Annotated in this window: 22 protein-coding genes and 1 riboswitch; of the genes, 17 read left to right on the plus strand and 5 right to left on the minus strand. The window is 71.9% G+C overall.

Annotated elements, in window-relative coordinates; genetic code table 11:
* The first annotated feature begins 73 nt into the window (after positions 1 to 73).
* Entirely contained in the window at positions 74 to 1,348 is a 1,275-nt protein-coding gene (locus A6A06_RS16570) for a L,D-transpeptidase (protein WP_073761926.1), read from the plus strand.
* A 19-nt stretch (positions 1,349 to 1,367) separates the two neighbouring features.
* Here the strand turns inward: A6A06_RS16570 and A6A06_RS16575 are convergent, their stop codons facing one another.
* Positions 1,368 to 1,769 (minus strand): hypothetical protein, encoded by a 402-nt coding sequence (locus A6A06_RS16575; protein ID WP_073761927.1) that lies wholly within the window; start codon positions 1,767 to 1,769, stop codon positions 1,368 to 1,370.
* Between the two features lie 298 nt (positions 1,770 to 2,067).
* Between A6A06_RS16575 and ctaE the strand changes: the two genes are divergently transcribed.
* The 6 genes from ctaE (at position 2,068) to A6A06_RS16605 (ending at position 9,246) form a co-directional block, all read left to right on the plus strand.
* On the plus strand, positions 2,068 to 2,688 hold the full coding sequence (gene ctaE, locus A6A06_RS16580; RefSeq protein ID WP_030020850.1) for an aa3-type cytochrome oxidase subunit III: 621 nt from the start codon (positions 2,068 to 2,070) through the stop codon (positions 2,686 to 2,688).
* 79 nt (positions 2,689 to 2,767) lie between these two features.
* Complete coding sequence (qcrC, locus tag A6A06_RS16585; RefSeq protein WP_073761928.1) at positions 2,768 to 3,577, plus strand: cytochrome bc1 complex diheme cytochrome c subunit; 810 nt, start codon at positions 2,768 to 2,770, stop codon at positions 3,575 to 3,577.
* Positions 3,574 to 4,638 (plus strand): cytochrome bc1 complex Rieske iron-sulfur subunit, encoded by a 1,065-nt coding sequence (gene qcrA, locus A6A06_RS16590; protein WP_073761929.1) that lies wholly within the window; start codon positions 3,574 to 3,576, stop codon positions 4,636 to 4,638. The genes qcrC and qcrA overlap by 4 nt, the downstream gene beginning before the upstream one ends.
* Positions 4,635 to 6,272, plus strand: a complete 1,638-nt coding sequence (qcrB, locus tag A6A06_RS16595; protein ID WP_073761930.1) for a cytochrome bc1 complex cytochrome b subunit — start codon at positions 4,635 to 4,637, stop codon at positions 6,270 to 6,272. The genes qcrA and qcrB overlap by 4 nt, the downstream gene beginning before the upstream one ends.
* A 147-nt stretch (positions 6,273 to 6,419) precedes the next feature.
* On the plus strand, positions 6,420 to 7,484 hold the full coding sequence (trpD, locus tag A6A06_RS16600) for an anthranilate phosphoribosyltransferase (RefSeq protein ID WP_073761931.1): 1,065 nt from the start codon (positions 6,420 to 6,422) through the stop codon (positions 7,482 to 7,484).
* An 85-nt stretch (positions 7,485 to 7,569) separates the two neighbouring features.
* Positions 7,570 to 7,687, plus strand: a riboswitch (SAM riboswitch).
* A 176-nt stretch (positions 7,688 to 7,863) separates the two neighbouring features.
* On the plus strand, positions 7,864 to 9,246 hold the full coding sequence (locus A6A06_RS16605) for an aminotransferase class V-fold PLP-dependent enzyme (protein WP_073761932.1): 1,383 nt from the start codon (positions 7,864 to 7,866) through the stop codon (positions 9,244 to 9,246).
* A 108-nt stretch (positions 9,247 to 9,354) separates the two neighbouring features.
* On the opposite strand, the gene A6A06_RS16610 is transcribed toward A6A06_RS16605, so the two are convergent.
* Together A6A06_RS16610 and A6A06_RS16615 are read right to left on the minus strand one after the other, a co-directional pair.
* The gene (locus A6A06_RS16610; protein ID WP_073761933.1) at positions 9,355 to 9,636 is read right to left on the minus strand and encodes an Lrp/AsnC ligand binding domain-containing protein; all 282 of its coding nucleotides are present in this window, start codon (positions 9,634 to 9,636) and stop codon (positions 9,355 to 9,357) included.
* The gene (locus A6A06_RS16615; protein WP_073761934.1) at positions 9,633 to 10,418 is read right to left on the minus strand and encodes a rhomboid family intramembrane serine protease; all 786 of its coding nucleotides are present in this window, start codon (positions 10,416 to 10,418) and stop codon (positions 9,633 to 9,635) included. The genes A6A06_RS16610 and A6A06_RS16615 overlap by 4 nt, the downstream gene beginning before the upstream one ends.
* 208 nt (positions 10,419 to 10,626) lie before the next feature.
* On the opposite strand from A6A06_RS16615, the gene A6A06_RS16620 reads away from it, so the two are divergent.
* The 5 genes from A6A06_RS16620 to A6A06_RS16640 all read left to right on the plus strand — a co-directional run bounded on the left by A6A06_RS16620 (position 10,627) and on the right by A6A06_RS16640 (position 16,279).
* The gene (locus A6A06_RS16620; RefSeq protein WP_031004082.1) at positions 10,627 to 10,866 is read left to right on the plus strand and encodes a hypothetical protein; all 240 of its coding nucleotides are present in this window, start codon (positions 10,627 to 10,629) and stop codon (positions 10,864 to 10,866) included.
* A 34-nt stretch (positions 10,867 to 10,900) separates the two neighbouring features.
* On the plus strand, positions 10,901 to 12,274 hold the full coding sequence (locus A6A06_RS16625) for an NYN domain-containing protein (protein ID WP_073762212.1): 1,374 nt from the start codon (positions 10,901 to 10,903) through the stop codon (positions 12,272 to 12,274).
* Between the two features lie 359 nt (positions 12,275 to 12,633).
* The gene (locus tag A6A06_RS16630) at positions 12,634 to 13,668 is read left to right on the plus strand and encodes a C40 family peptidase (protein ID WP_073761935.1); all 1,035 of its coding nucleotides are present in this window, start codon (positions 12,634 to 12,636) and stop codon (positions 13,666 to 13,668) included.
* Between the two features lie 261 nt (positions 13,669 to 13,929).
* On the plus strand, positions 13,930 to 14,958 hold the full coding sequence (locus A6A06_RS16635; RefSeq protein ID WP_073761936.1) for a C40 family peptidase: 1,029 nt from the start codon (positions 13,930 to 13,932) through the stop codon (positions 14,956 to 14,958).
* A gap of 40 nt (positions 14,959 to 14,998) precedes the next feature.
* Positions 14,999 to 16,279, plus strand: a complete 1,281-nt coding sequence (locus tag A6A06_RS16640) for a hypothetical protein (RefSeq protein ID WP_073761937.1) — start codon at positions 14,999 to 15,001, stop codon at positions 16,277 to 16,279.
* Here the strand turns inward: A6A06_RS16640 and A6A06_RS16645 are convergent.
* The gene (locus A6A06_RS16645; protein ID WP_073761938.1) at positions 16,236 to 17,495 is read right to left on the minus strand and encodes a glycosyltransferase 87 family protein; all 1,260 of its coding nucleotides are present in this window, start codon (positions 17,493 to 17,495) and stop codon (positions 16,236 to 16,238) included. The two genes, A6A06_RS16640 and A6A06_RS16645, sit on opposite strands and share 44 nt — an antisense overlap.
* Before the next feature lie 136 nt (positions 17,496 to 17,631).
* Here A6A06_RS16645 and A6A06_RS16650 point away from each other — a divergent pair, with 136 nt between their 5' ends.
* Complete coding sequence (locus A6A06_RS16650) at positions 17,632 to 18,774, plus strand: glycosyltransferase family 4 protein (protein WP_073761939.1); 1,143 nt, start codon at positions 17,632 to 17,634, stop codon at positions 18,772 to 18,774.
* Positions 18,775 to 18,887: 113 nt separating this feature from the next.
* On the opposite strand, the gene A6A06_RS16655 is transcribed toward A6A06_RS16650, so the two are convergent.
* Positions 18,888 to 20,684 carry an AMP-dependent synthetase/ligase gene (locus tag A6A06_RS16655; RefSeq protein ID WP_073761940.1) on the minus strand — a complete coding sequence of 599 codons (1,797 nt, stop codon included), beginning with the start codon at positions 20,682 to 20,684 and terminating at the stop codon, positions 18,888 to 18,890.
* A 311-nt stretch (positions 20,685 to 20,995) separates the two neighbouring features.
* Between A6A06_RS16655 and A6A06_RS16660 the strand changes: the two genes are divergently transcribed.
* From A6A06_RS16660 to A6A06_RS16675, 4 genes are all read left to right on the plus strand, one after another.
* Positions 20,996 to 21,772, plus strand: coding sequence for a metallophosphoesterase family protein (locus tag A6A06_RS16660; protein WP_199930894.1), 777 nt, complete (start codon positions 20,996 to 20,998; stop codon positions 21,770 to 21,772).
* A 184-nt stretch (positions 21,773 to 21,956) separates the two neighbouring features.
* A complete protein-coding gene (locus A6A06_RS16665) occupies positions 21,957 to 22,430 on the plus strand; it encodes an SRPBCC family protein (RefSeq protein WP_073761942.1) in 474 nt (157 codons plus the stop codon).
* Between the two features lie 2 nt (positions 22,431 to 22,432).
* The gene (locus A6A06_RS16670) at positions 22,433 to 23,641 is read left to right on the plus strand and encodes an ArsA family ATPase (RefSeq protein ID WP_073761943.1); all 1,209 of its coding nucleotides are present in this window, start codon (positions 22,433 to 22,435) and stop codon (positions 23,639 to 23,641) included.
* Positions 23,642 to 23,745: 104 nt separating this feature from the next.
* A complete protein-coding gene (locus A6A06_RS16675) occupies positions 23,746 to 24,273 on the plus strand; it encodes a DUF5304 domain-containing protein (RefSeq protein WP_073761944.1) in 528 nt (175 codons plus the stop codon).
* Positions 24,274 to 24,302: the final 29 nt, after the last annotated feature.

Consider the following 24,302-nt stretch of genomic DNA (forward strand, 5'->3'; position numbering starts at 1 on the left):
CCCAGGTGTCCGGGCCCGCCCGTTTGCAGTCCTCCAGCGAGCCGCGGCCGGGGGATTTTCATACTTTGGGGTCATGACCCACAGACCACGACACCGGACGGCGCTCGGCTGCGCCTTCCTGCTGGCGCCCCTGGCGGCAGGCGCCACCGCCTGCGGCGGTTCGTCGTCGGACCCGCTCTCGGCAGCGCCGTACGACGCCGCCGGGCAGATCACGGCCAACGCGCCCGACGGCGGCGCGAAGGCGGACCCGGAGCAGCCGCTGGAGGTCTCCACCACCGGTGACGAGGCCCGGATCACGGATGTGACCGCCACCGACGCCTCCGGCCGCTACATCCGGGGCGAGCTGGCCGCCGACGGCAGGCAGTGGCGCACCACCGTCCCGCTGGCCTCCGGCACGCGCTACACCGTGCGGGTGAGCACCGAGGACGAGGACGGCGAGCCGGGCCGCAAGGTCCTCCAGATCGACACCAAGGACACCGGCGACCGGCTGAACGTCACCTTCGGGCCCGAGAACGGCACGTACGGGGTCGGGCAGCCCGTCACGGCGGCGCTCAGCAAGCCCGTCAAGGACCCCAAGGCACGCGCGATCGTGGAAGGCGCCCTCAAGGTCCGCTCCACCCCGCGCGTCGAGGGCGCCTGGCACTGGGTCGACAGCAAGTCGCTGCACTTCCGCCCGCGTGAGTACTGGCCCACCCACGCCGACATCGAGGTGCGCAGCAACCTGGAGGGCCTGAAGGTCACCGGCGGGCTGTACGGAGGCCCCGCCAAGCCCGTGAAGCTGCGCACGGGGGACCGGGTGGAGGCCGTCACGGACGCCGCGGCGCACACCATGACGGTCACCCGCAACGGTGCGGAGATCAACACGATCCCCGTCACCACCGGCAAGCCCGGCTACTCCACCCGCAACGGCACCAAGGTCGTCCTGGGCAAGGAGGGCTTCGTCCGGATGCGCGGCGACACCATCGGCATCCCGTCGGGCAGTTCGGACTCCTACGACCTGCCGGTCTACTGGGCCACCCGGGTGACCTGGAGCGGCGAATACGTGCACGCGGCGCCCTGGTCCGTGGGGTCGCAGGGCGCCGACAACGTCAGCCACGGCTGTACCGGCATGTCCACCGGCAACGCCAAATGGTTCTTCGACACCGTGCGGGTCGGCGACCTCGTCACGGTCGTCAACAGCGGCGGCGAGACGATGACGCCCTTCGACAACGGCTTCGGCGACTGGAACATGCCGTGGAAGAAGTGGCGCGCGGGCAGCGCGCTGGACAAGAACAAGCCCAGCACCACAGGCGAGCAGGACCAGCGGCCGGGACCCGAGAATGCCGCCCGGCTGCGCCCGCAGGCCTGAGAGCCCCTCAGGAGGCCGCTCAGGCCCCCGCGGGCAGCCTGCGGCGCAGCAGTCCGGCCAGGGAGTCCGTGAAGGCCACCGGGTCCACAGGGAGCGTCACAGCGGCGTCGGCGCGGCTCCACGTCGCCAGCCAGGCGTCCTGCGGGCGGCCGATGAGCAGCAGCACCGGCGGGCAGTGGAAGATCTCGTCCTTGATCTGCCGGCACACGCCCATGCCGCCCGCGGGCGCCGTCTCGCCGTCCAGGACGCACACGTCGATGCCGCCCTGCTCCAGGGCCTCCAGGACGGCGGGGAGGGTCGCGCACTCCAGGATCTCCACCGGCGGCACGTCGGCGGCAGGCCGGCGGCCCGTCGCGAGCCGTACCTGCTCGCGGGTGTCGGTGTTGTCGCTGTAGACCAGCACCGTGGCAGTCGCCTGCATCGTTCCTCCACACATCTCGGCGGTACGGCTTCGGGCGGGGCCCCGCCCGCTCACCGCCGGGAGGTGCCTCCAGCGCGGATGCTACTGCTCGTACGGCGGCGCGCAGGAGGGTTCGACGGGATCCAAGATCTCGCCGACGCCCCGTCAGGACTGGTCGGAGCGGGGCGGTGGGGCCGTACGGCGGGTGCCGGGTCCTCCCTTCGGGCGACTGCTTCAGTGGGCCGTACGAGCAGGGCATACGCCCTTGACACACCGAACGGCACCCCCCGGAGTGAGGGCGGGATAAGCGACCGACATAATGTCGGTCGTGGCGACAGCAACGACAGTAGAAACCGGGCACGCGCACCCGTCGGTCAATCGGCCGAACCTCACCAGCGTCGGAACCATCATCTGGCTGAGTTCCGAGCTGATGTTCTTCGCGGCCCTCTTCGCGATGTACTTCACCCTCCGATCGGTGACCGGGACCGAGTATTGGAAGGAATCCGCCGATGCGCTGAATCTTCCGTTCTCCGCGACCAACACGACCATCCTGGTGCTCAGCTCTCTGACCTGCCAGCTCGGTGTGTTCGCCGCCGAGCGCGGCGATGTCAAGAAGCTCCGGACCTGGTTCGTGATCACCTTCATCATGGGTGCGATCTTCATCGGCGGTCAGGTCTTCGAGTACACCGATCTGGTCAAGGAAGAGGGCCTCTCGCTCTCGTCCGGCCCGTACGGATCGGTGTTCTACCTGACCACCGGCTTCCACGGACTGCACGTGACGGGCGGACTCATCGCCTTCCTGCTGGTCCTGGGCAGGACGTACGCGGCCAAGAGGTTCACCCACGAACAGGCCACCGCGGCCATCGTCGTGTCCTACTACTGGCACTTCGTCGATGTCGTCTGGATCGGCCTCTTCGCCACGATCTACCTGATCCGCTGACCGGTCCCGCACCGGAACCGCGCTTCAGACAGACATAGCCAAAGCATCGACGCAGAAGATCCTGACACCGGGGTAATCCGTGAAAAAGCTCTCCGCACGACGGCGCCATCCGCTGGCGGCGCTCGTCGTCCTACTCTTCGCGCTGGCGGTCACTGGGGGGCTGTACGCCGCGTTCGCGCCTGCGGACAAGGCTCAGGCCGATGACACCGCCCAGTCTCTTGCCATCAAGGAGGGCAAGAAGCTCTTCGCCGTCGGCTGCGCAAGCTGCCACGGCACCGGCGGTCAGGGCACCTCCGACGGCCCGAGCCTGGTCGGCGTGGGCGCCGCCGCCGTCGACTTCCAGGTCGGCACCGGCCGGATGCCGGCGCAGCAGCCCGGCGCCCAGGTGCCGCGGAAGAAGAACATCTACAGCCAGGCCGAGATCGACCAGCTCGCGGCGTACGTCGCGTCGCTGGGTGCCGGTCCCAACGTGCCGGGCAAGGACCAGTACGGCTCGGACGGCGCCGACATCGGCAAGGGCGGCGAGCTGTTCCGTACGAACTGCGCGCAGTGCCACAACTTCACCGGTAAGGGCGGCGCCCTGACCAACGGCAAGTTCGCACCGTCGCTCGAAGGCGTGGACCCGAAGCACATCTACGAGGCCATGGAAACCGGCCCGCAGAACATGCCTTCCTTCGGTGACGGCTCGCTGTCCCCGCAGAACAAGAAGGACATCGTGTCCTACCTCGGCGCCGTCAACAGCGACGACACCCCCAGCCCCGGTGGCCTGGGCCTGGGCGGTCTCGGACCGGTCAGTGAGGGCCTCTTCGGTTGGATCGCCGGCCTGGGCGCGCTGATCGCGGTCGCCATCTGGGTCGCAGCCCGGACTACGAAGGCCAAGAAGTCATGAGTGAGACTGGACGACACGAAGACGTGCCAGAAAAGAACCTCCCCGGTGAGCGGGACACGGCTCACGGCGGCGCGGTCGAGACGGCGGACAACCCCTTCGCCGACCCGGGACTGCCGCCCCACGAGCACCGCATCCAGGACATCGACGAGCGGGCCGCCAAGCGCTCCGAGCGCGCGGTCGCCTTCCTCTTCGCCCTGTCGATGCTCGCGACGGTCGGCTTCATCGCCGCGTACGTGATCTTCCCGGTCGACGAGATCACCTACATCTGGCCGTTCGGCCACGTCAGCGCGCTGAACTTCTGGCTCGGCCTGACGCTCGGTGTGGCGCTCTTCTGCATCGGCGCCGGCGCGGTCCACTGGGCCCGCACGCTGATGTCGGACGAGGAGGTCGCCGACGACCGGCACCCGATCGAGGCGGCCCCCGAGGTCAAGGCCAAGGTCATGGAGGACTTCCGCGCAGGCGCGAAGGAATCCGCGATCGGCCGCCGCAAGCTGGTCCGCAACACCATGTTCGGCGCGCTGGCCCTGGTGCCGCTCTCCGGTGTGGTGCTGCTGCGCGACCTCGGTCCGCTGCCGGAGACCAAGCTCCGCAAGACCGGCTGGAAGAAGGGCATCCGCCTGGTCAACCAGTCGACCAACCTCCCGCTGCGTCCCGAGGACATCGCGGTCGGCTCGCTGACCTTCGCCAAGCCCGAGGGCCTGGAGGAGGACGACCACGAGTTCAACCAGAAGATCGCCAAGGACGCCCTGATGATCGTGCGGATCCAGCCGCAGAACATCAAGGACAAGCAGGAACTGGACTGGTCGCACGAGGGCATCGTCGCCTACTCGAAGATCTGCACCCACGTGGGTTGCCCGATCAGCCTGTACGAGCAGCAGACGCACCACGTGCTGTGCCCCTGCCACCAGTCGACCTTCGACCTGGCCGACGGCGGCCGTGTCATCTTCGGCCCCGCCGGACACGCCCTGCCGCAGCTGCACATCACGGTCAAGGACGGCTTCCTCGAAGCCGTCAGCGACTTCGCGGAGCCCGTCGGCCCGAGCTTCTGGGAGCGCGGATGAGTAACGAGACGAGCGCGACCACCACGCGCCGCGGCCCGGCGCCGCGGGGCGAGCGGATCGCCGACTGGGCGGACGGCCGGCTGGGTATCTACAGCCTCGCCAAGTCCAACATGCGCAAGATCTTCCCGGACCACTGGTCCTTCATGCTGGGCGAGATCTGCCTCTACAGCTTCATCATCATCATCCTGACCGGCGTCTACCTGACGCTGTTCTTCCACCCGAGCATGGCCGAGGTGACCTACCACGGCTCGTACGTGCCCATGCACGGGATCCGGATGACGCAGGCGTTCGAGTCGACGCTGGACATCAGCTTCGACGTGCGCGGCGGTCTGCTGATCCGGCAGATCCACCACTGGGCGGCCCTGGTCTTCCTGGGCGCCATGATGGTGCACATGATGCGGGTGTTCTTCACCGGCGCCTTCCGCAAGCCGCGCGAGGTCAACTGGCTGTTCGGCTTCCTGCTGCTGGTGCTGGGCATGTTCACCGGCTTCACCGGCTACTCGCTGCCGGACGACCTGCTCTCGGGCACCGGTGTCCGCTTCATCGAGGGTGTCATCCTGGCGATGCCGCTGGTCGGCTCGTACCTGCAGATGTTCATCTTCGGCGGGGAGTTCCCGGGGCACGACATCATCCCGCGGTTCTTCACGGTGCACGTCCTGCTGCTGCCCGGCATCATGCTGGGTCTGCTGGTGGCGCACCTGATCCTGGTCTTCTACCACAAGCACACGCAGTTCCCGGGTGCCGGCAAGACCAACAAGAACGTCGTCGGCATGCCGCTGCTGCCGGTCTACATGGCCAAGGCCGGAGGCTTCTTCTTCCTGGTCTTCGGCGTGATCTCGGTGATCGCCGCGGTCGCCAGCATCAACCCGGTGTGGGCCATCGGCCCGTACCGGCCCGACCAGGTGTCCACCGGCGCCCAGCCCGACTGGTACATGGGCTTCGCCGAGGGTCTGGTCCGTGTGATGCCCGGCTGGGAGTGGGACATCTGGGGCCACACCATCAACTTCGGTGTGCTGATCCCGATCCTCATCTTCCCGCTGGTGCTGGTGGCCATCGCGGTCTACCCGTTCGTCGAGTCCTGGGTCACCGGCGACAAGCGCGAGCACCACATCCTGGACCGCCCGCGCAACGCCCCGACCCGTACCGGCTTCGGTGTGGCCTGGCTGACCGCCTACTTCATCATGCTGATCGGCGGCGGCAACGACCTGTGGGCCACGCACTTCCACCTGTCGCTGAACTCGCTGACCTGGTTCGTCCGGATCGGCTTCTTCGTCGGGCCGGTGCTCGCCTTCATCGTCACCAAGCGGATCTGCCTGGGTCTGCAGCGCCGGGACCGCGACAAGGTGCTGCACGGACGCGAGTCCGGCATCATCAAGCGGCTGCCGCACGGTGAGTTCATCGAGGTGCACGAGCCGCTCAACCAGGAGCAGCTGCACACGCTCACCCAGCACGAGCAGCCCAAGGTGTTCGAGATCGGCCCGGAGGTCGACGAGAACGGCGTCGAGCGGAAGGTCAAGCGGACGACCAAGCTCCGCGCCAAGCTCTCCAAGGGCTACTACGGCGAGGACAACGTCATCCCGAAGCCCACCGCCGAGGAGTACAAGGAGATCACCAGCGGCCACGGCCACCACTGATCCCCGCCGTGTGACGCACGGCTGTACCACCGCGTAAGCAACGCCACCCAGAGGGCCCCGTCCGGACATCGGACGGGGCCCTTCGGCGTGGCAGGGCGCCGGATAAGGTTTCGGCAGCAGCAGGACACGAATCCAGGAGTGTGGACCATGAACGTTGTGACCCCGGGTGGCGGCGACAGCGTGGCGGCCCAGACCTGGCCGGGCGTACTGGACGCCCTCCTGCAGGGCCGTGACCTGGGCGCCGACGACACCGCGTGGGCGATGGACCGGATCATGCGCGGCGAGGCCACCGACGCGCAGATCGCCGGGTTCGCGGTGGCGCTGCGGGCGAAGGGGGAGACCGTCGCGGAGATCTCCGGCCTGGTACGGGCGATGTACGCGCACGCCAACCTCATCGACGTACCGGGCCCGAGCGTGGACATCGTCGGCACCGGCGGCGACGGCGCCAAGACCGTCAACATCTCCACGATGTCCTCGATCGTGGTGGCCGGCACCGGCGCGAAGGTCGTCAAGCACGGCAACCGCGCCGCCTCGTCGGCCAGCGGCGCCTCCGACGTGCTGGAGAAGCTGGGCGTGAACCTGGACCTGACGCCGCGCCGGGTCGTCGAGGTCGCCGAGGAGGCCGGGATCACCTTCTGCTTCGCGGTCAAGTTCCACCCCTCGCTGCGGCACGTCGCGCCCGCCCGGCGCGAGCTGGGCATCCGTACGACCTTCAACGTGCTGGGCCCGCTGACCAACCCGGCGAAGGTACGGGCCCAGGCCACCGGCGTCGCCGACGCGCGGATGGCGCCGATCCTGGCCGGCGTGCTCGCCGAACGCGGCTCCAGCGCGCTGGTCTTCCGCGGCGACGACGGGCTGGACGAACTGACGACCACGGCCACGTCGAAGGTCTGGGTGGTACGGGACGGCGGCGTACGCGAGGAGACCTTCGACCCGCGGGACGTGGGCATCGGCCTGGTGCCCGTGGAGGCGCTGCGCGGCGCCGACGCCTCGTACAACGCGGACGTCGCGCGCCGCCTGCTGGGCGGCGAGCCCGGACCGGTGCGGGACGCGGTGCTGCTCAACTCGGCGGCGGCCCTGGTCGCGCTGGAACCGTCCGCGGCTCCGCTGGCCGAGCAGATCACGGCGGGCATCGCGAAGGCCGCCGAGGCCATCGACTCCGGTGCGGCCCGCCGGGTGCTGGAGCGGTGGGTGGCGGCCAGCAACGCCTGACGGCGCGGGGAGTGTGACGCAGGGCTCGGTCCGGGATGCGGACCGGGCCTTGCGCGTTCCCGATCGTGTGGCATGATTCTGCCCAGGTCACGAGTGACAGCGACTACGGCCCCGGCCCGCTGTCCGGCAACCCTCCGTCCGTGGCGGGGTGCCCCGGGTGATGACCAGGCCGCAGGCAGCGAGGTCTGCGGCAAGCGCGGATCCCTCGTGCCAGGGATCCTGGTCCTTGAGGGAGATCTCTCATGATGCAGCGAATGCGTTAGGGCCGTACGGGCCCCTTTTCCGCACCCCCTTTTTTCTTCCTTCACCGCTGTCGGCCGGCCCCGCTTCGGCGTGCGTGCCCCACAGCGAATTCGCTCTGCCCTCATGGGAGTTCGCCATGCCTGTTTCCGCTGTCGCCACCGATGCCGCCGTCTGTGCCCCGCTGCCCGTGCTGGGCCGGGACGTCCTGGTTCCGCTCGTCACCGGCGGTGAGGTCGAGTACGCGGCGCTGGACATCGCCGCCAGCGCCCCGGCGCTCCAGCGGGTCTGGGACGACGTGGCCGCGTACGCCCCGTACTACGGCAGCGTGCACCGCGGGGCCGGCTATCTCTCGCAGCTGTCCACCGACCTGTTCGAGAACAGCCGCGCGGCGGTCGCCGGGTTCCTCGGGTGCCGGGACGGAGACCAGGTGGTCTTCACCCGTTCCACCACCGACTCGCTGAACCTGCTGGCCGCGGTCCTGCCCGCGGACACCCGGGTGTTCGTCTTCGAGACCGAGCACCACGCCTCGCTGCTGCCCTGGGAGCAGCGCGCGGACGTCGAGGTGACGTACCTGGACGCGCCGCGGACGCCGCGGCAGGCGGTGGACACGCTGGAGCGGGCGCTGGCCGGGCGTGAGCCCTACAGCAACGCGCTGGTCTGCGTGACCGGTGCTTCCAACGTGACCGGTGAGCTGTGGCCCGTACGGGAACTGGCCGCCGCGGCACACGCGCACGGCGCGCGGATCGTGCTCGACGCCGCCCAGCTCGCCCCGCACCACCCGGTCGACATCGCCGAGCTGGACGTGGACTGGGTCGCCTTCTCCGGCCACAAGCTGTACGCGCCCTTCGGGGCGGGCGTGCTGGCCGGGCGCGCGGACTGGCTCCAGGCGGCGGAGCCGTACCTGGCGGGCGGCGGCGCCAGCCGTACGGTCGCGCGCCGCGCGGACGGCGGGGTGGACGTCGACTGGCACACCACGGCGGCCCGCCACGAAGCCGGCTCGCCCAACGTCATCGGCGTCTACGCCATCGCCGCCGCCTGCAAGGCGCTCACCGAGGCGGGCTTCGAGAGCCTGGTCGACCGGGAGCAGCAGCTCGTCGAGCGGGTACGGGCGGGCCTCGCCGAGGTGCCCGCGGTGACCGTCCTCTCGCTGTTCGGGGACGACGCCCCGCGGGTGGGCGTGCTGTCCTTCGTCGTCGAGGGCTGGAACAGCTCGCACTTCGCGGCGGCGCTCTCGGCGGAGTACGGCATCGGCGTGCGCGACGGGCTGTTCTGCGCCCACCCCCTCGTACGGACCCTGCTGGGTGCCGAGTCCCAGGACCCGGGCGAGTGCGGCGCGCCCGAGGGGGCACCGGGGGAGAAGTCCCTGAACGCCATCCGGGTCAGCTTCGGGGCCGGTACGCCCGACGAGCACGTGGACCGCTTCGTACGGGCCGTCAAGGAGCTGGTGACGCAGGGCGCGCGGTGGAGCTACCGCACCGAGGACGGCCGTTGCGTGCCGGACACCGCGGCGGCCGCGTAACCCCGAGGACCGCCCCGCCGCGGCGCTCCGCTGTCCGGGCGCCGCGGCGCGGGTGTGAGCGGCACGGGCGGCACGGACGCGCGTGCCCCCGGCGGCCGCCGGCCGCGGTCAGGTGTCCAGGCCGATGGCGAAGGCCGCTTCCAGGTCGTGCTGGGAGTACGTACGGAACGCGATGTGCGTCTCGGTGGAGGCCACGCCCGGCACCTTGCTGATCCGGCCGGGAATGACGTCCGCCAGGTCGTCGTGCCGGGCCACCCGCACCATCGCGATCAGGTCGTGCGCGCCGGTGACCGAGTAGACCTCGCTGACGCCCTCCAGGGCGGCGATCTTCTCCGCGATCTCCGGGATCTGGTCCACGCTGGTCTTGATGAGCACGATCGAAGTGATCACGGTTGGCTCTCTCCCTCGGCCGCCTGCTGCTTCGCCGTTCCGGCGGAACCCACACTACCGGGGGCCGGGGCGGCCGCCCCGGCCGGACAGGGGCTCGGCCGGTACCGCACCCAGGCGTACACGAAGCCCACCGCGAAGCCCACGACGTGGGCGAGGTAGGCCACGCCCGGGGTGCTGGGGTCGCGCTGCGCGGCGATCCACTGGAGGGCGAACCAGAACAGCAGCACGATCCAGGCCGGGAAGCGCAGCGGCAGGAAGAAGAGGAACGGGTAGATGCTGGTGACCCGGGCCTTGGGGAAGAGGTACAGGAACGCCCCCAGCACCCCGGAGATCGCTCCGGAGGCGCCGACCAGGGTCTGTCCCGACGTGGCGTGCGCGGCCGCGTAGCCCATCAGTGCCAGGTAGCCGGTCACGATGTAGAAGAGGGTGAACGGCAGACGGCCCATGCGGGTCTCGGCCATGCCTCCGAAGACGTACAGGAACAGGACGTTGCCCAGCAGGTGCAGCCAGCTGCCGTGGACGAAGAGGGCGGTCAGCGGGGTGAGCAGCGCGTGGGGCGAGCCGCTCCACAGGTCGCGGGGGATGACGCCCCAGCGTTCGAAGTACGCGGTCTGCGCCTGGACGACGGCGTCGCCGGTGCCGTATATGCCGTTGAGGCCCGAGGCGGGGCCGATGACGAAGACCACGCAGCACAGGGCGATCAGGACGTTCGTCATGCGGGAGAACACGGTCAGCACCGAGCGGGCGCGGGGCGTCCGGGGGGACAGGGGCGGGGCCGTCATGAAGTGATCATGGCGTAATGCGGGCAATCGGGACAGAGTGCCTCGCCGCGTCCCGCCTCCTGGGCGGGGCCCGCGCCGCACGGGCGTCAGGCCGTAGGGTAACGGGCAGTACCCCGCGTACTTCCGCAGTCCGACGTCGCACCGCGGGAAGCCCTCGAACGACAGCACGAGCCCCGCTCGCCCGAGCGTGACGAAAGAGGACGACACCATGGCTGTTCCCCTGCCGACGGACGGGACCCGGTGGCGCTGCACCCTGTGCGGCAACCTGACGCGCTTCGACGTGACCCGCCGCTCCGAGGTCGTGGAGTACCTCCACCTCGACCTCGCCGGGGAGCCGAAGGTGGAGGAACGCGAGGTGCTCAGTGAGAGCATCGAGTCCGTGCGCTGCCGCTGGTGCAACGCGGTCGACCAGATCGAGCTGGTCGACCGGCCGGGCGCGAGCGCCTGAGTCGAGCGCCTGAGATCGGAGCGATGCAGCAGTGGTGGAGCGTCCAGAAGGGCCTGCGGGGGCGGAGCACGATGCCGAGGCCGGTACGGCCGAGGCGGACGAGGTGCTCGACCGTCCGTTGCCCGAGGGCGTGCGGCGCCGCGTCGTGGCGCTCACCGCGGAGTCCTTCGGCGGCCTGACCGTCGCCGAACTCCCGCCGCCGCTGCGGCAGTATGCCCGGTTCACCCCCAGTCGCCGGGCCAAGTTCGCGGGCAACGCGATGGCCGCCGCGCTGGAGAACGACGCGGTCTTCCGGCAGCGGATCGCGGGCCGGCTCCGCGAGGCCCAGCCGGAACTGGCCGAGGCGCTGGACAACGGCACCCCGCCCGCCGCCGCCGACCCGCTCGATGTCGCGGCGGCGGCCTATGTGCTGCGCCCCGAGGGCTGGGTGAAGCTGGTCGCCGCGGCCGGTGAGGAGGCGCAGCGCGCCCGCGCGGAACAGGCCGGCGAGGAAGCCGAACGCGAGCTGGCCGCGCTGCGCGAGGAGCTGGCCCAGGCCCGCGCGCAGGCCCGTGCCGAGGCCGAGCGTGCCCGCGGCGACGCGGACGCGCTGCGCAGGGAGAACGAGTCGTTGCAGCGCAAGCTGCGCAGCGCGCACAGCGACATCAAGCGCGGTGAGGCGGCGGCGCGCAAGGCCGCGGCCGAGGTGGAGTCCGTACGGGCCGCCGCCGCGCAGGAGAAGACCGCGGCCGACAGCGAGGCGCGCCGCCTCAAGGCCCGTATCGCGGAGGCCGAGACGTCGCTGGAGGCCAGCCGCCGCGCCACGCGCGAGGGCCGCAGCGTCGAGGACATGCGGCTGCGGCTGCTGCTGGACACCGTTCTGGACGCGGCGCAGGGGCTGCGCAGGGAACTGGCGCTGCCGCCCGCCGACACCCACCCGGCGGATACCGTCGACGCGGTGGCCCCGGGCAAGATGACGCCCAAGGACATCGCCACGCGCGCGCTGTCGGAGACCGACCCTGCCCTGCTGGACCAGCTGCTGGCGCTGCCGCAGGCCCACATGGTGGTGGACGGCTACAACGTCACCAAGACCGGCTATCCCACGATGCCGTTGGACAAGCAGCGGCTGCGGCTCTTGGGCGGCCTCGCGGTGCTGGCGGCCCAGACCGGCGCGGAGATGACCTGTGTCTTCGACGGTGCCGAGCTGGCCGCGCCGGTGCTGCTCGCGCCGCCGCGCGGCGTCCGCGTCCTGTTCAGCAAGCCGGGGGTGACGGCGGACGAGCTGATCCGCCAGCTCGTCCGGGCCGAGCCGCCCGGCCGCCCGGTGGTGGTGGTCTCCACGGACCGCGAGGTGGCCGACGGGGTGGCGAAGGCGGGGGCGCGGCCGGTCGCATCCGCCCTGCTGCTCAAGCGACTTGCCCGTACCTGAGTCGTACGTACCGTCCGTGCGGCTTGTCCGGAAGGTGTGCCGCGGTGGCCGTGGGGCGGGGGTAAAGGTGTACCCATCAACGAGACACGTTATGCCTGCCGTTCGTGCCTGAGTGTCAAGTGACCATTACTGCCTGTGTGATGTTGGTAAAGGATGAGGACCATCCAGCAGTTTTTTCCGTTGAGGATTTGAAGCGATCACAACTCGGTTACTAAGGTCAGGCCTCAACCCTTCATGCAGTTGATCATCCACCCGGGATGAACAGTGAAGGAACCGCCGAGTCCGTGGTGTTCACGCGGAGCCGGGGCCCCGTCCCCCCATGCCCGGTAGGCGGCTGAAGGAAGAAGGAGCTCGCCTCCGTGGCGTCCCACCGTCGACCCAAGCAGCCGAGCCGCACGCGCGTGACCGTTCTCACCGCGACCGCGGCGGCGGCCGTCGCCCTCTCGTCCCAGGCCGCCCACGCCGACCCGCAGCCGAAGAAGGAAGACGTCAAGTCCGAGGTCGACAAGCTCTACGAGCAGGCGGAGCAGGCCACCGAGAAGTACAACGGGGCCAAGGAGAACCAGGAGAAGCTGCAGAAGGAGGTGGACAGCCTCCAGGACAAGGTCGCCCGCGGCCAGGGTGAGCTGAACCAGCTCCGCAAGGGCCTCGGGGCCGTCGCCTCCGGCCAGTACCGCAGCGGCAGCATCGACCCCTCCGTGCAGCTGTTCCTCTCCGGCGACCCGGACACCTATCTCGACAAGGCCGCCACCCTCGACCAGTTGAGCGGCAAGCAGGCCGAGCAGCTGAAGACCATCGCGGACAAGCAGCGCCAGCTCGCCCAGGAGCGCTCGGCAGCCGCGTCCAAGATCAAGGACCTCTCGGACACCCGCAAGGCACTGGGTGACAAGAAGGACGAGATCAAGGGCAAGCTGGCCAAGGCGCAGGAACTCCTCAACACGCTGACCGCCAAGGAGAAGGCGGCGCTGCAGCAGGAGGAGGACAAGAAGAACCGCTCCAACCGCAGCAACGAGCGGCCCGACCTCGGCAACGACGTACCGGCCTCGCAGCGCGGCGCCGCGGCCCTGTCCGCCGCCGCCTCCAAGATCGGCTCGCCCTACGTGTGGGGCGCCACCGGCCCCTCCTCCTTCGACTGCTCCGGTCTGACCTCCTGGGCGTACCAGCAGGCCGGCCAGTCGCTGCCGCGCACCTCGCAGGCGCAGGCCAGCGCCGGTACCCGGATCGGCTCGCAGAGCGCGCTCAAGCCGGGCGACCTGGTGCTCTTCTACGGCGACCTGCACCACATCGGCCTGTACGCGGGCAACGGCCAGGTGCTGCACGCGCCGAAGCCGGGCGCGTCCGTGCGCTACGAGTCGATCAACAACATGCCCTTCCAGTACGGCGTCCGCGTCTGACGTGTCCCCGGCCGGTTCCCACGCCCGGGGACCGGCCCGGACTGCCGCCCGATCGGGCGAATTACAGCGTGTGCCGCTGACTTCCCGCCCCGCCGGTGACCTGCGCAGTCACCGGCGGGGCGGCTTTTTCCCTACCGGCGACGGCCGTTGCGGGTCTTTGGCCGGGGGCCACCGGCGCCGTTACTGTCTGCCCTCGCAGCCGCCGGTCTGCGTCCGCCCGCCCCGGGCGGCAGGGGCTGCACGGAAGGGAGTGCGGCCTCAGTGGCGTCCCACCGCCGTGTCTCACAGTCCGGCCTGGCCGGTGCGACCAGGGCAACCGTCCTGTCCGCCGCCGCGGTCACCGCCGCCGCGGCCCTGTCGGCGGGAGCGGCGACCGCCGCTCCGGTCCCGGCGCCCGCCGAGGTCACCTCGCGCGTCGACGCCCTCTACGAGCAGGCCGAGAAGGCCACCGAGGAGTTCAACGGGGCCACCGAACGGGCGCGGAAACTGCGTACGGAAGTGGCGGCCCTCCAGGACCGGGTGGCCCGCGGCCAGGGGAACGTCAACCGGCTGCGCGGCCGGCTCGGCGCCGTCGCCTCCGCCCAGTACCGCTCCGGCGGCCTGGACCCGGCCCTGAAGCTGATCCTGTCCGAGGACCCGGCGCACTACCTCGACAAGGCCGCCGCCCTGGACCGCGTCAACGGCAGCCAGGCCGGGGAACTGCGGGAACTCCAGGGCGCCCAGCGCGGCCTGGAGCAGGAGCGCCGGGAGGCGACCGGGAAGCTGGCGGACCTGGAAGCGAGCCGGCAGGACGTCGCGCTCCACAAGAAGGACGTCGAGCACAAACTGGCCGCGGCGCGGCGCCTGCTGAACTCGCTGACCGGCCCGGACCGGGCGGCCTACGACCGGGCGAACCGCGGGGTCGGGCGTTCCCTGCCCGACCTGTCCGGGGCGGCGCCCTCCTCCGGCCGCGCCGGGGCCGCCGTCCAGGCGGTGCGCGCGGCGATCGGCTCCCCGTACTCCTGGGGACAGACCGGGCCCGCCTCCTTCGACTGCTCCGGGCTGATGCAGTGGGCCTACGCGCGCGCCGGAGTCTCCATCCCGCGCACCTCGCAAGCCCAGCGCGGCGCGGGGCAGCGGGTTCAGGTCAGTCAGGCCAAGCCGGGAGACCTGGTCATCTACCGGGACGACGCCAGTCATGTCGGTATGTATGTGGGCAACGGACAGGTGGTGCACGCGCCGTATCCGGGTGCGCGGGTGCGCTCGGACCCCGTCGGCATGATGCCGATCTCGTCCGTAACCCGACCCTGACCGCTGTCGGTACGCAGGGACGGTGCTTACGATCAGCCGCGTGGCAGGTCAACAGGCGCAGCATCGGTTCGCCAGGGGGATCAGGACGGCGCTCCGCGCGGCCCTGGCGCCGGCGCTGCTGTTCCCGCTGCTCGCGGGCTGCGGCGACCGGGCCGGTGCCCAGGACGCCCCGCCGGGGCTCCAGCGGATGCTGGACCGGCGCGCCGCCGCCGTCCGCGACCGGGACGCCGGGGCCTTCCTCGCCTCGGTCGACCCGCACGCCTCCGGTTACCGCACGCGGCAGCGGGCGGTGTTCGCCAACCTCGCGCAGGTGCCGCTGGCCGCGTGGTCGTACGAGCTGGTGAAGACCGACGCGTTCGGCCTGCCCGCGGTGGTCGGGGCCCAGGGCCGCCGGGTGGCCGCCGAGGTACGGCTGCGCTACCGGCTGACCGGCTACGACACCGCGCCGGTCACCTCCGTCCAGTACCTGACGCTCACCGACCGCGGCGGCCGGTGGCTGATCACCTCCGACTCGGACGGCGCCGGGAGCGGGCGGCGCAGCACGCGCCAACTGTGGGACCAGGGGCCGGTCCAGGTCGTCAGGGGACGCCACAGCCTGGTCCTGGGGGTCGGGCGCGGCACCGCGGCGCTGCGCGAGCTGGCGGACCGTACGGACGAGGCCGTGCCCGCCGTCGGCAGGGCATGGCCCGGGAAGTGGGCCGGCCGGGTGGTCGTCGAGGCGCCGCAGTCGCTGGACCGGATGGCGGAGCTGCTGAACGCCACCGACCCTTCCGGCTACCGGGGCATAGCGGCCGTCACGACCGGGGAGACCGGCTCGGCACCGGCGGCGCCCGCCGACCGGGTCGTCGTCAACCCGGAGGCGTACGGCGAACTGTCCGCCACCGGCCGCCAGATCGTGCTGACGCACGAGGCCACCCACGTCGCGACGCGCACGACCACCACCTCCGCCACCCCCCTCTGGCTCTCCGAGGGCTTCGCCGACTGGGCCGCCTACCGCGGCGGCGGCCGCCCGGCCGCGGCCACCGCCCCCGAACTCGCCCACGCCGTCGCGAAGGGCACACCGCCGTCCCGGCTCCCGGCCGACGACGACTTCCGCTTCAGCCGCAGCGCGCGCGAACTGGCCCGTGCGTACGAGGGCGGCTGGCTGGCCTGCCGCATGGTCGCCGACACCTGGGGCGAGAAGAAGCTCGGCGCGTTCTACCGGGCGGTGGGCCTGGGCGGCGAGGAGAGCGCCGGACGGGCGATGCAGGACCACCTGGGGGTGAGCCCGGCGGAGTTCACCCGGCGGTGGCGGTCGTACGTGACCGAGCAGCTGGGCTGACGGGCCGGGCCCCGGTGACCGTCGCGCGCCACAGCCGACGGCAGGCGGTCAGCGAGGCGGCCACCAGCAGACCGTTGCGTACGGTCAGCAGCACGACGCCGCGCCCCTCACTGGCCACGACGTCCGCGAACCAGACGGGGAACTCCAGGAGCGTCGCGCCGGCCGCCAGCAGGACCAGGACGGCGGGCGTCCCCATCCGGCTCGCCCGCAGCGCCGTGCACACGGCCGCCGCGCCGACCAGCCAGATCATGTACTGCGGGCTGATGACCCGGCTGGTGGTGACGGAGAGCAGCACGGCGGTGAAAGCGGCGTCGGCGAGCGTCGCGGACGTGAACGTCCGTGCCCGCAGCCGCCACAGCAGCAGCCAGCCGAAGGCCGCCACGGTCAGGAGCAGCGCCAGCGAGCTGACCAGCGGCACATACGGGCCGACGAACTCCACGGACCCGTAGTTCAGCAGCACCTGGCCGTCCCAGCCGAACTGCCGGGCGAGATGGAAGACGAGCGCGCCGAGCGACTCCACCTCCGTACCCCGGTCGCGCTGGGACGTGAGGAAGTCCAGCGCGCCGGGAGCCCAGAGGACGAAGAGCAGCGTGATCGCCAGCGCACCCGCGGCCGCCGCGCCCCACAGCTCCCGCGCGCGGCGGCCGCGCAGGGGAGCACCGGCCAGCAGCAGCACCGGCCACACCTTCAGGAGCGCGCCGAAGGCGATCAGGGCGCCGGAGACCCGCGGATGCCGGGCCGCGGCGAAGAGCGCGGCGACGGCCACCGCCGTGACCATCAGGTCGTAACGGGCGTAGGCGGTCGGGCCGAGCAGAGCGACCCCCGCGGTCCAGACCCAGGCGCCCGTGAGGCGTTTGCCCGGACGGCGGCCCGCATACAGGAGCAGCGCGAAAGCGGCCGCGTCGGCGGCGCAGGCCAGGACGAAGAAGGCCGGGGCGTAGTCCAGGAAGGGCAGCAGGCCGGGGGAGAGCACGGCGAGCGCGGCGGCCGGCGGGTACTGCCAGGTCACGTCGTCCTGCGGGAAGGCGCCGGACCTCAGGACCTCGGACCAGCCGTGGTAGATCCCCGCGATGTCACTGGTCACGTCCGGACCCGGCAGCACCAGCACCTTGAACACGCACAGCAGGAGCACCGCCCGGGTCGCCGCCCACACCGCCACCGGCGGCGCCAGGGCGCGCACTGCGCCCCCGGGGGGCCGGCTGCTGGCCCTGGTCATCGCCACCTCGTCCCGTCTCCGCGGCCGCCCCGCCCGAACCCGCGGACGACGCCGTGTCACGACCGTAGACGAGGCACGCACGTGCCGGAGCGGCCCTCGCCGGACGCGTCGGGTGACCCGGTACTGTGCCAGGGCAATGGACAAGACGCTGATCGTCACGAACGACTTCCCGCCCCGCCCCGGCGGCATCCAGGCCTTCCTGCACAGCATGGCCCTGCGCCTGGACCCGGACCGGGTCGTGGTCTACGCCTCCACCTGGAAGCGGAGCAGGGAAGGCATCGCCGCCACCGCCCGCTTCGACGCCGAGCAGCCCTTCCCGGTCGTCCGGGACCGTACGACGATGCTGCTGCCGACGCCCCGGGTGACCCGGACCGCCGCCGCCCTGCTGCGCCGGCACGGCTGCTCCTCGGTGTGGTTCGGGGCCGCGGCGCCGCTCGGCCTGATGGCGCCGGGGCTGCGCCGGGCGGGCGCGCGCCGCATCGTGGCCACCACGCACGGGCACGAGGCGGGCTGGGCGCAGCTGCCCGCCTCCCGTCAACTGCTGCGGCGGATCGGCGAGGGCACCGACACGATCACCTATCTCGGTGAGTACACCCGCTCGCGGATCGCCGCCGCGCTGACCCCGGCCGCCGCCGGACGCATGGCGCAACTGCCGCCCGGCGTGGACGAGAAGACCTTCCACCCCGACTCGGGCGGCGACGAGGTACGGGCCCGCCTCGGGCTCGCCGAGCGCCCGGTCGTCGTCTGCGTCTCCCGGCTGGTGCCGCGCAAGGGGCAGGACACCTTGATCGAGGCGATGCCGCGGGTCCTGGCCGAGGTGCCGGACGCGGTGCTGCTGATCGTCGGCGGCGGCCCGTACGAGAAGCAGCTGCACGCGCTCGCCCAGGAGAAGGGCGTCGCGGACGCGGTGCGCTTCACCGGGGCCGTCCCGTGGGAGGAACTGCCCGCCCACTACGGCGCGGGCGACGTCTTCGCGATGCCGTGCCGCACGCGGCGCGGCGGGCTGGACGTGGAGGGCCTGGGCATCGTCTACCTGGAGGCGTCCGCCACCGGGCTCCCGGTCGTCGCGGGCGACTCCGGCGGCGCGCCGGACGCCGTGCTGGACGGCGAGACGGGGTACGTCGTTCCGGGCGGCTCACCGACCGTCGCCGCCGAACGCGTCGTCGCCCTCCTCAAGGACCCCGCGGCGCGCCGCCGCATGGGCGAGCGCGGCCGGGCCTGGGTGGAGGAGAAGTGGCGCTGGGACCTGCTGGCGGAGCGCCTCAAGGAACTGCTGTAGCCGGTGGCGTCGCGGTAGCCGTACGCGCGGATGCCGGGCGGGCCGGCCCGCCCCGGCCCGCCCGGCATCCGAAGCGGTGTCAGCAGCGGTGTCAGCAGCGGCGCCGCGTCGCGTCACGTGCGGTAGATCGCCTCGATCTCCTCGGCGAAGTCCTTCGCCACCACGTTGCGCTTGAGCTTCAGCGACGGCGTCACGTGGCCGGATTCCTCCGTGAACTGCGTCGGCAGGATGCGGAACTTGCGGACCGACTCGGCCTTGGAGACGGCCGCGTTGCCGTCGTCCACCGCCCGCTGCACCGCGGCCAGCAGCTCCGGGTCCCCGCTCAGCTCGGTGACGCTCTGCCCGGCCGGGCGGCCGTGCTCGGCGGCCCAGCGCGGCAGGAACTCCTCGTCGAGGGTGACCAGCGCGCCGACGAAGGGGCGGCCGTCGCCGACGACCATGCACTCGGCGATCAGCGCGTGCGCGCGGATGCGGTCCTCGATGACGGCCGGGGCGACGTTCTTGCCGCCCGCCGTCACCAGGATCTCCTTCTTGCGGCCGGTGATCGCGAGGTAGCCGTCCTCGTCGAGGGTGCCGATGTCACCGGTGTGGAACCAGCCGTCGGAGAGCGCTTCCTTGGTCCCCGCCTCGTTGTTCCAGTACTCGGTGAACAGGTGCTCGCCGTGCAGCAGCACCTCGCCGTCGTCGGCGATGCGGACCACCGAGCCGGGCAGCGGCTGGCCGACCGTACCGATCTTCTGCCGGTCCCACGGGTTGAAGGCGGTGGCCGCGCAGGACTCCGTCAGGCCGTAGCCCTCCAGGGCCGTGAAGCCGATGCCCCGGTAGAAGTGGCCCAGGCGCTCGCCCAGCGGCGCGCCGCCGGAGATCGCGTGGGTGGCCCGGCCGCCGAGCACGGCGCGCAGCTTGCCGAAGACCAGCTTGTCGAAGAGCTTGTGCTTGAGCCGCAGGCCGAGGGCGGGCCCGGCCCCGGTGTCCAGCGCGCGGCTGTAGGCGATGGCCGTGTCGGCGGCCCGGTCGAAGATCTTGCCCTTGCCCTCGGACTGGGCCTTGGCCCGCGCCGAGTTGTACACCTTCTCGAAGACCCGGGGGACGCCGAGGATCAGCGTGGGGCGGAAGGAGGCGAGGTCTTCGGTGAGGTTCTTGATGTCGGGGGCGTGGCCCAGCTTTATGGGGGCCATGACCGAGGCCACCTGCACCAGCCGGCCGAAGACGTGCGCCACCGGCAGGAAGAGCAGGACCGAGGACTGGCCGGTGCGGAAGAGCGGCTTGAGGCGCTCGACGACGTTGCCGCACTCGGCGAAGAAGCTGCGGTGGGTGAGCACGCAGCCCTTGGGCCGGCCGGTGGTGCCGGAGGTGTAGACGATGGTGGCGGGGGAGTCGGCGTCGGCGGTGGCGCTGCGCTCGTCCACCTCCGCGTCGGTGATGCCGGCGCCCGCCGCGCGCAGCCGGGCGACCGCGTCCCGCTCGATCTGCCAGATGTTCTCCAGCGCGGGCAGCCGGTCCCGTACGGACTCGACGGCGGCCTCCTGCGCGGGCGTCTCCACCAGGCAGGCCACCGCGCCGGAGTCGCCGAGGATCCACTGCACCTGTTCCGGGGAGCTGGTCTCGTACACGGGGACGGTGACGGCGCCCGCGCTCCAGATCGCGAAGTCCAGCAGCGTCCACTCGTAGCGGGTGCGCGACATCAGGCCGATCCGGTCGCCGGGCCGGATACCGGCGGCCATCAGGCCTTTGGCGGCGGCCCGTACCTCGGCGAGGAAGACGGTGGCGGTCACGTCCTGCCACTGCCCGTCGACCTTGCGGCCCATGACGGCGACATCGGGGTGCTGCGCGGCATTGCGGCGGATCAGATCCGTCAGGTTGCCGTCCGCTGGGACCTCGTACAGGGCCGGAAGGCTGAACTCGCGCAAGACTGCTGCTCCTCATTGGCGCCGGCGTCACGACGCTGTGTGCTGGCCGGCTGCGGTCCATGATCAGGCAGGGGGGGTGGTGGACTGCCCGGACGTTACCCACCGGTATTGCTTTTGGGATAGGGGGTTACGCCCAGATGTTCGATGCGTCACACGCTGCGTGACACGCGTCCGGACACGCCTTGGGACTGCTTCGCGCAGACTAGACCAGGCTTTCGGTGACCGGGAAGTAACCGCAGGTCGGACCCCTCTCCCGGCGGTACGTCCGGCCCCCCTCCCGGCCGTACGCCTTTCGATCTAGGGTGACCGTCATGCGAGTGCATGTGGTCAGCGACGTACACGGCAACGGGCGGGACCTCGCCACGGCGGGCGACGGGGCCGACGCCCTGGTCTGCCTGGGGGACCTGGTGCTCTTCCTCGACTACGCCGACCACTCGCGCGGCATCTTCCCCGACCTCTTCGGCACCGAGAACGCCCACCGCCTGGTCGAGCTGCGCACCGCCCGCCGCTTCGAGGAGGCCCGCGCCCTGGGCCGCCGCCTGTGGGGCGACATCGAGCGCGAGGGCGGCGGCCGGATGGCCGTCATCGAGGAAGCCGTCCGCAGGCAGTACGCCGAACTGTTCGCCGCGTTCCCGGAAGGGACGTACGCCACGTACGGCAACGTGGACCTGCCCCACCTGTGGTCCGAGTACGCGCGGCCCGGCACCACCGTCCTGGACGGCGAGCGGGTGGAGATCGGCGGCCGGGTCTTCGGGTTCGTCGGCGGCGGCCTGACGACGCCGATGCGCACCCCGTACGAGATCAGTGACGAGGAGTACGCCGCCAAGATCGAGGCCGTCGGCGAGGTGGACGTGCTGTGCACACACATCCCGCCGGACGTCCCGGAGCTCTGCTACGACGTCGTCGCCCGCCGCTTCGAACGCGGCAGCGCGGCCCTCCTGGCCGCCATCCGCCGCACCCGCCCCCGCTACGCGCTCTTCGGGCACGTGCATCAGCCGCTGGCCCGGCGGGTACGCGTCGGTGCCACCGAGTGCGTCAACGTGGGGCACTTCAACGCGACGGGGACGCCGTACGTCCTGGAGTGGTGACAGACTTCCCGGCGTCTTCCCGGTGTCTTCCCGGCGGCCTGCCCGGCGGTCTCCTCCGGGACCGGCCCGATCGGCCGGATCGGCCGGGGAGCCTGTCCGGGGCTCTTTCGCCGCGCGGTAGCCTTCAGCAGCAGGGATACGCGTCTGGCGGACCGGCACGAATCGGCATGGAGGAGTCACGGCGATGGCCGAACACACCAGCTCTAGCATCACGATCGAGGCGGCGCCCGCCGAGGTGATGGGAGTGATCGCCGACTTCGACCGCTATCCGGACTGGACCGGCGAGGTCAAGGAAGCCGAGATCCTCAGCAAGGACGACCGGGGCCGTGCCGAACAGGTCCGCCTGCTGCTGGACGCCGGCGCGATCAAGGACGACCACACCCTCGCCTACACCTGGATCAGCGACCACGAGGTCAGCTGGTCGCTGGTGAAGTCCCAGATGCTGCGCACGCTCGACGGCTCCTACCGGCTGGTTCCGCTGGCCGGCGGCGCGCACACCGAAGTGACGTATCAGCTCACCGTGGACGTCAAGATCCCGATGCTCGGCATGATCAAGCGCAAGGCGGAGAAGGTCATCATCGACCGCGCGCTGGACGGGCTGAAGAAGCGCGTCGAGAGCGGCCCCGCGGCCCCCTCCGGCGAGGCCAAGAACCTCTGACCATGCGTACCGTCCTCGTCACCGGCCCCGGCGGCGCCGGCCGCACCACGATCGCCGCCGCGACCGCGCTGGCCGGTGCCCGGCGCGGCGGGCGCGTCCTGCTGCTCACCGCCCGCGGCGGCGCGGCGGAACGCGCCCTGGGCACCCGGCTCGGCCGCCCCGGCGACGGCCCGGTGCCCGTCGCCCCCGGCCTGCACGTCCGGTGCGTCGACCCCGGCGACCACTTCCGCCGCGAGGTCCTGGCCTTCCAGGAGCGCGCGGAAGCCGCCCTCGACCTCCTCGGCGCCGCACCCCTGGACGAGGACGAACTGACCGAGCTGCCCGGCGCGGAAGCGTTCGCCCTGCTCCACGAGCTGCGCGCGGCCCACGAAGCGTCCCGGGAGCCCGACGGCCCGGACACCGTCGTCGTCGACATGCCGCCCGCCGCCGACACCGTCGCCCTCCTCGCCCTGCCCGAACAGGCCCGCCGCTACCTGCGCCGCCTGCTGCCGCCCGAGCGGCAGGCCGCCCGCGCGCTGCGGCCGGTGCTGGCACAGCTCGCGGGCGTGCAGCTGCCCACCCAGAAGCTGTACGAGGCCGCCGAGCGCTGGGAGCGTGAACTCGCCGCCGTACAGCGGATCATCGACCACCCCGGCACGACCGTCCGGATCGTCACCGAGGCGGGCCCGGCCGCCGTCGCTGACCTGCGGGAGGTGCGCTGCGGCCTCGCCCTTCACGGACACCGCACCGACGCGGTCGTCGCGAACCGGCTGCTGCCCACCGGGTCGGCCGACCCCTTCCTGGCGGCGCTCTCCGGGCAGCAGCAGAGCGCGCTCAAGGCGCTGCGCGAGGACTTCCCCGAAGTGCCGGTCGTCGAGGTGCCCCACCTGGGCCGCGAACCCGAAGGCACCGCGGAGCTGGACGAACTGGTCCGCGGGACGGTGGGGGAGGCGGCCGCGCCCGGCGCCGCCGAGGACCCCTGGACCGTGGAGGACCGGCTCGCCCCGGACGGCATCCTCGTGTGGCGGGTGCCGCTGCCGGGCGCCGAACGCGACGGCCTCGGACTGCTGCGGCGCGGTGACGAGGTCGTCGTCACCGCCGGCCGCTTCCGGCGGATACGCACCCTGCCCTCCGCCCTGCGCCGCTGCTCGGTCTCCGGCGCGGGGCTGCGCGACGGCGCGCTGCACATCCGCTTCACCCCGGACCCGGATCTCTGGCCCCGCGGTCACTGAACGGCACACCGCCGTTCGGGTAACGTCGGAAGAAGCAGCACCGCCTCGAACCGGCCGCACACGCGGCAGGTTCAGATCCGCCTCGCCGCAGGAGTGAGTCCGCCATGAGCGATGCCACCGAGCGCCCCGCCGACCGTACGGACCGGGTGGACGCCGATGCCTGGGAAACGGCCTGCGCCGAGGACCTGGCGGCCGAGAAGGCCCGCCGCCGCGCGCAGTACGGCCCGCCGCCGGGCAGCGCCGCCGAGGAACTGCGCCGCCTCGCCGAGGCCGTCACCGACAAGCTCGCCGGCATCCAGCTGCCGGGCGCGCTCGCCGGGATGGCCGCCCAGGGGGCCGTGCAGCAGCTCTTCCGGCAGGCCAAGGCCGTCGTCGAACCGGTCGTCGAGCGCAATCCGGAGGTCTTCGACCACCTCGCCGCCGCCGGGTCCGAGCTGATGGCCGCCTACCGCTCGGCCGTCGAGAACAGCGAGCGCCGCTGGACCCGCGAGGCCGCGGGCGAGACCGCGCCGTCCGACGCGCGCGAGGCCGCCGACGGCGACGGCGGCGACATCCGCGACAAGCGTGCCGACCAGGGCCCCCGCCGGGACGACGACGGCCCCGCGGGCACCGAACGGATCGACCTCGACTGACCCGGCCCTCTCGGCCGGAGGGCACGGGC

This window comes from Streptomyces sp. CB02923, from assembly GCF_001905005.1.
Classification (GTDB): Bacteria; Actinomycetota; Actinomycetes; order Streptomycetales; family Streptomycetaceae; genus Streptomyces.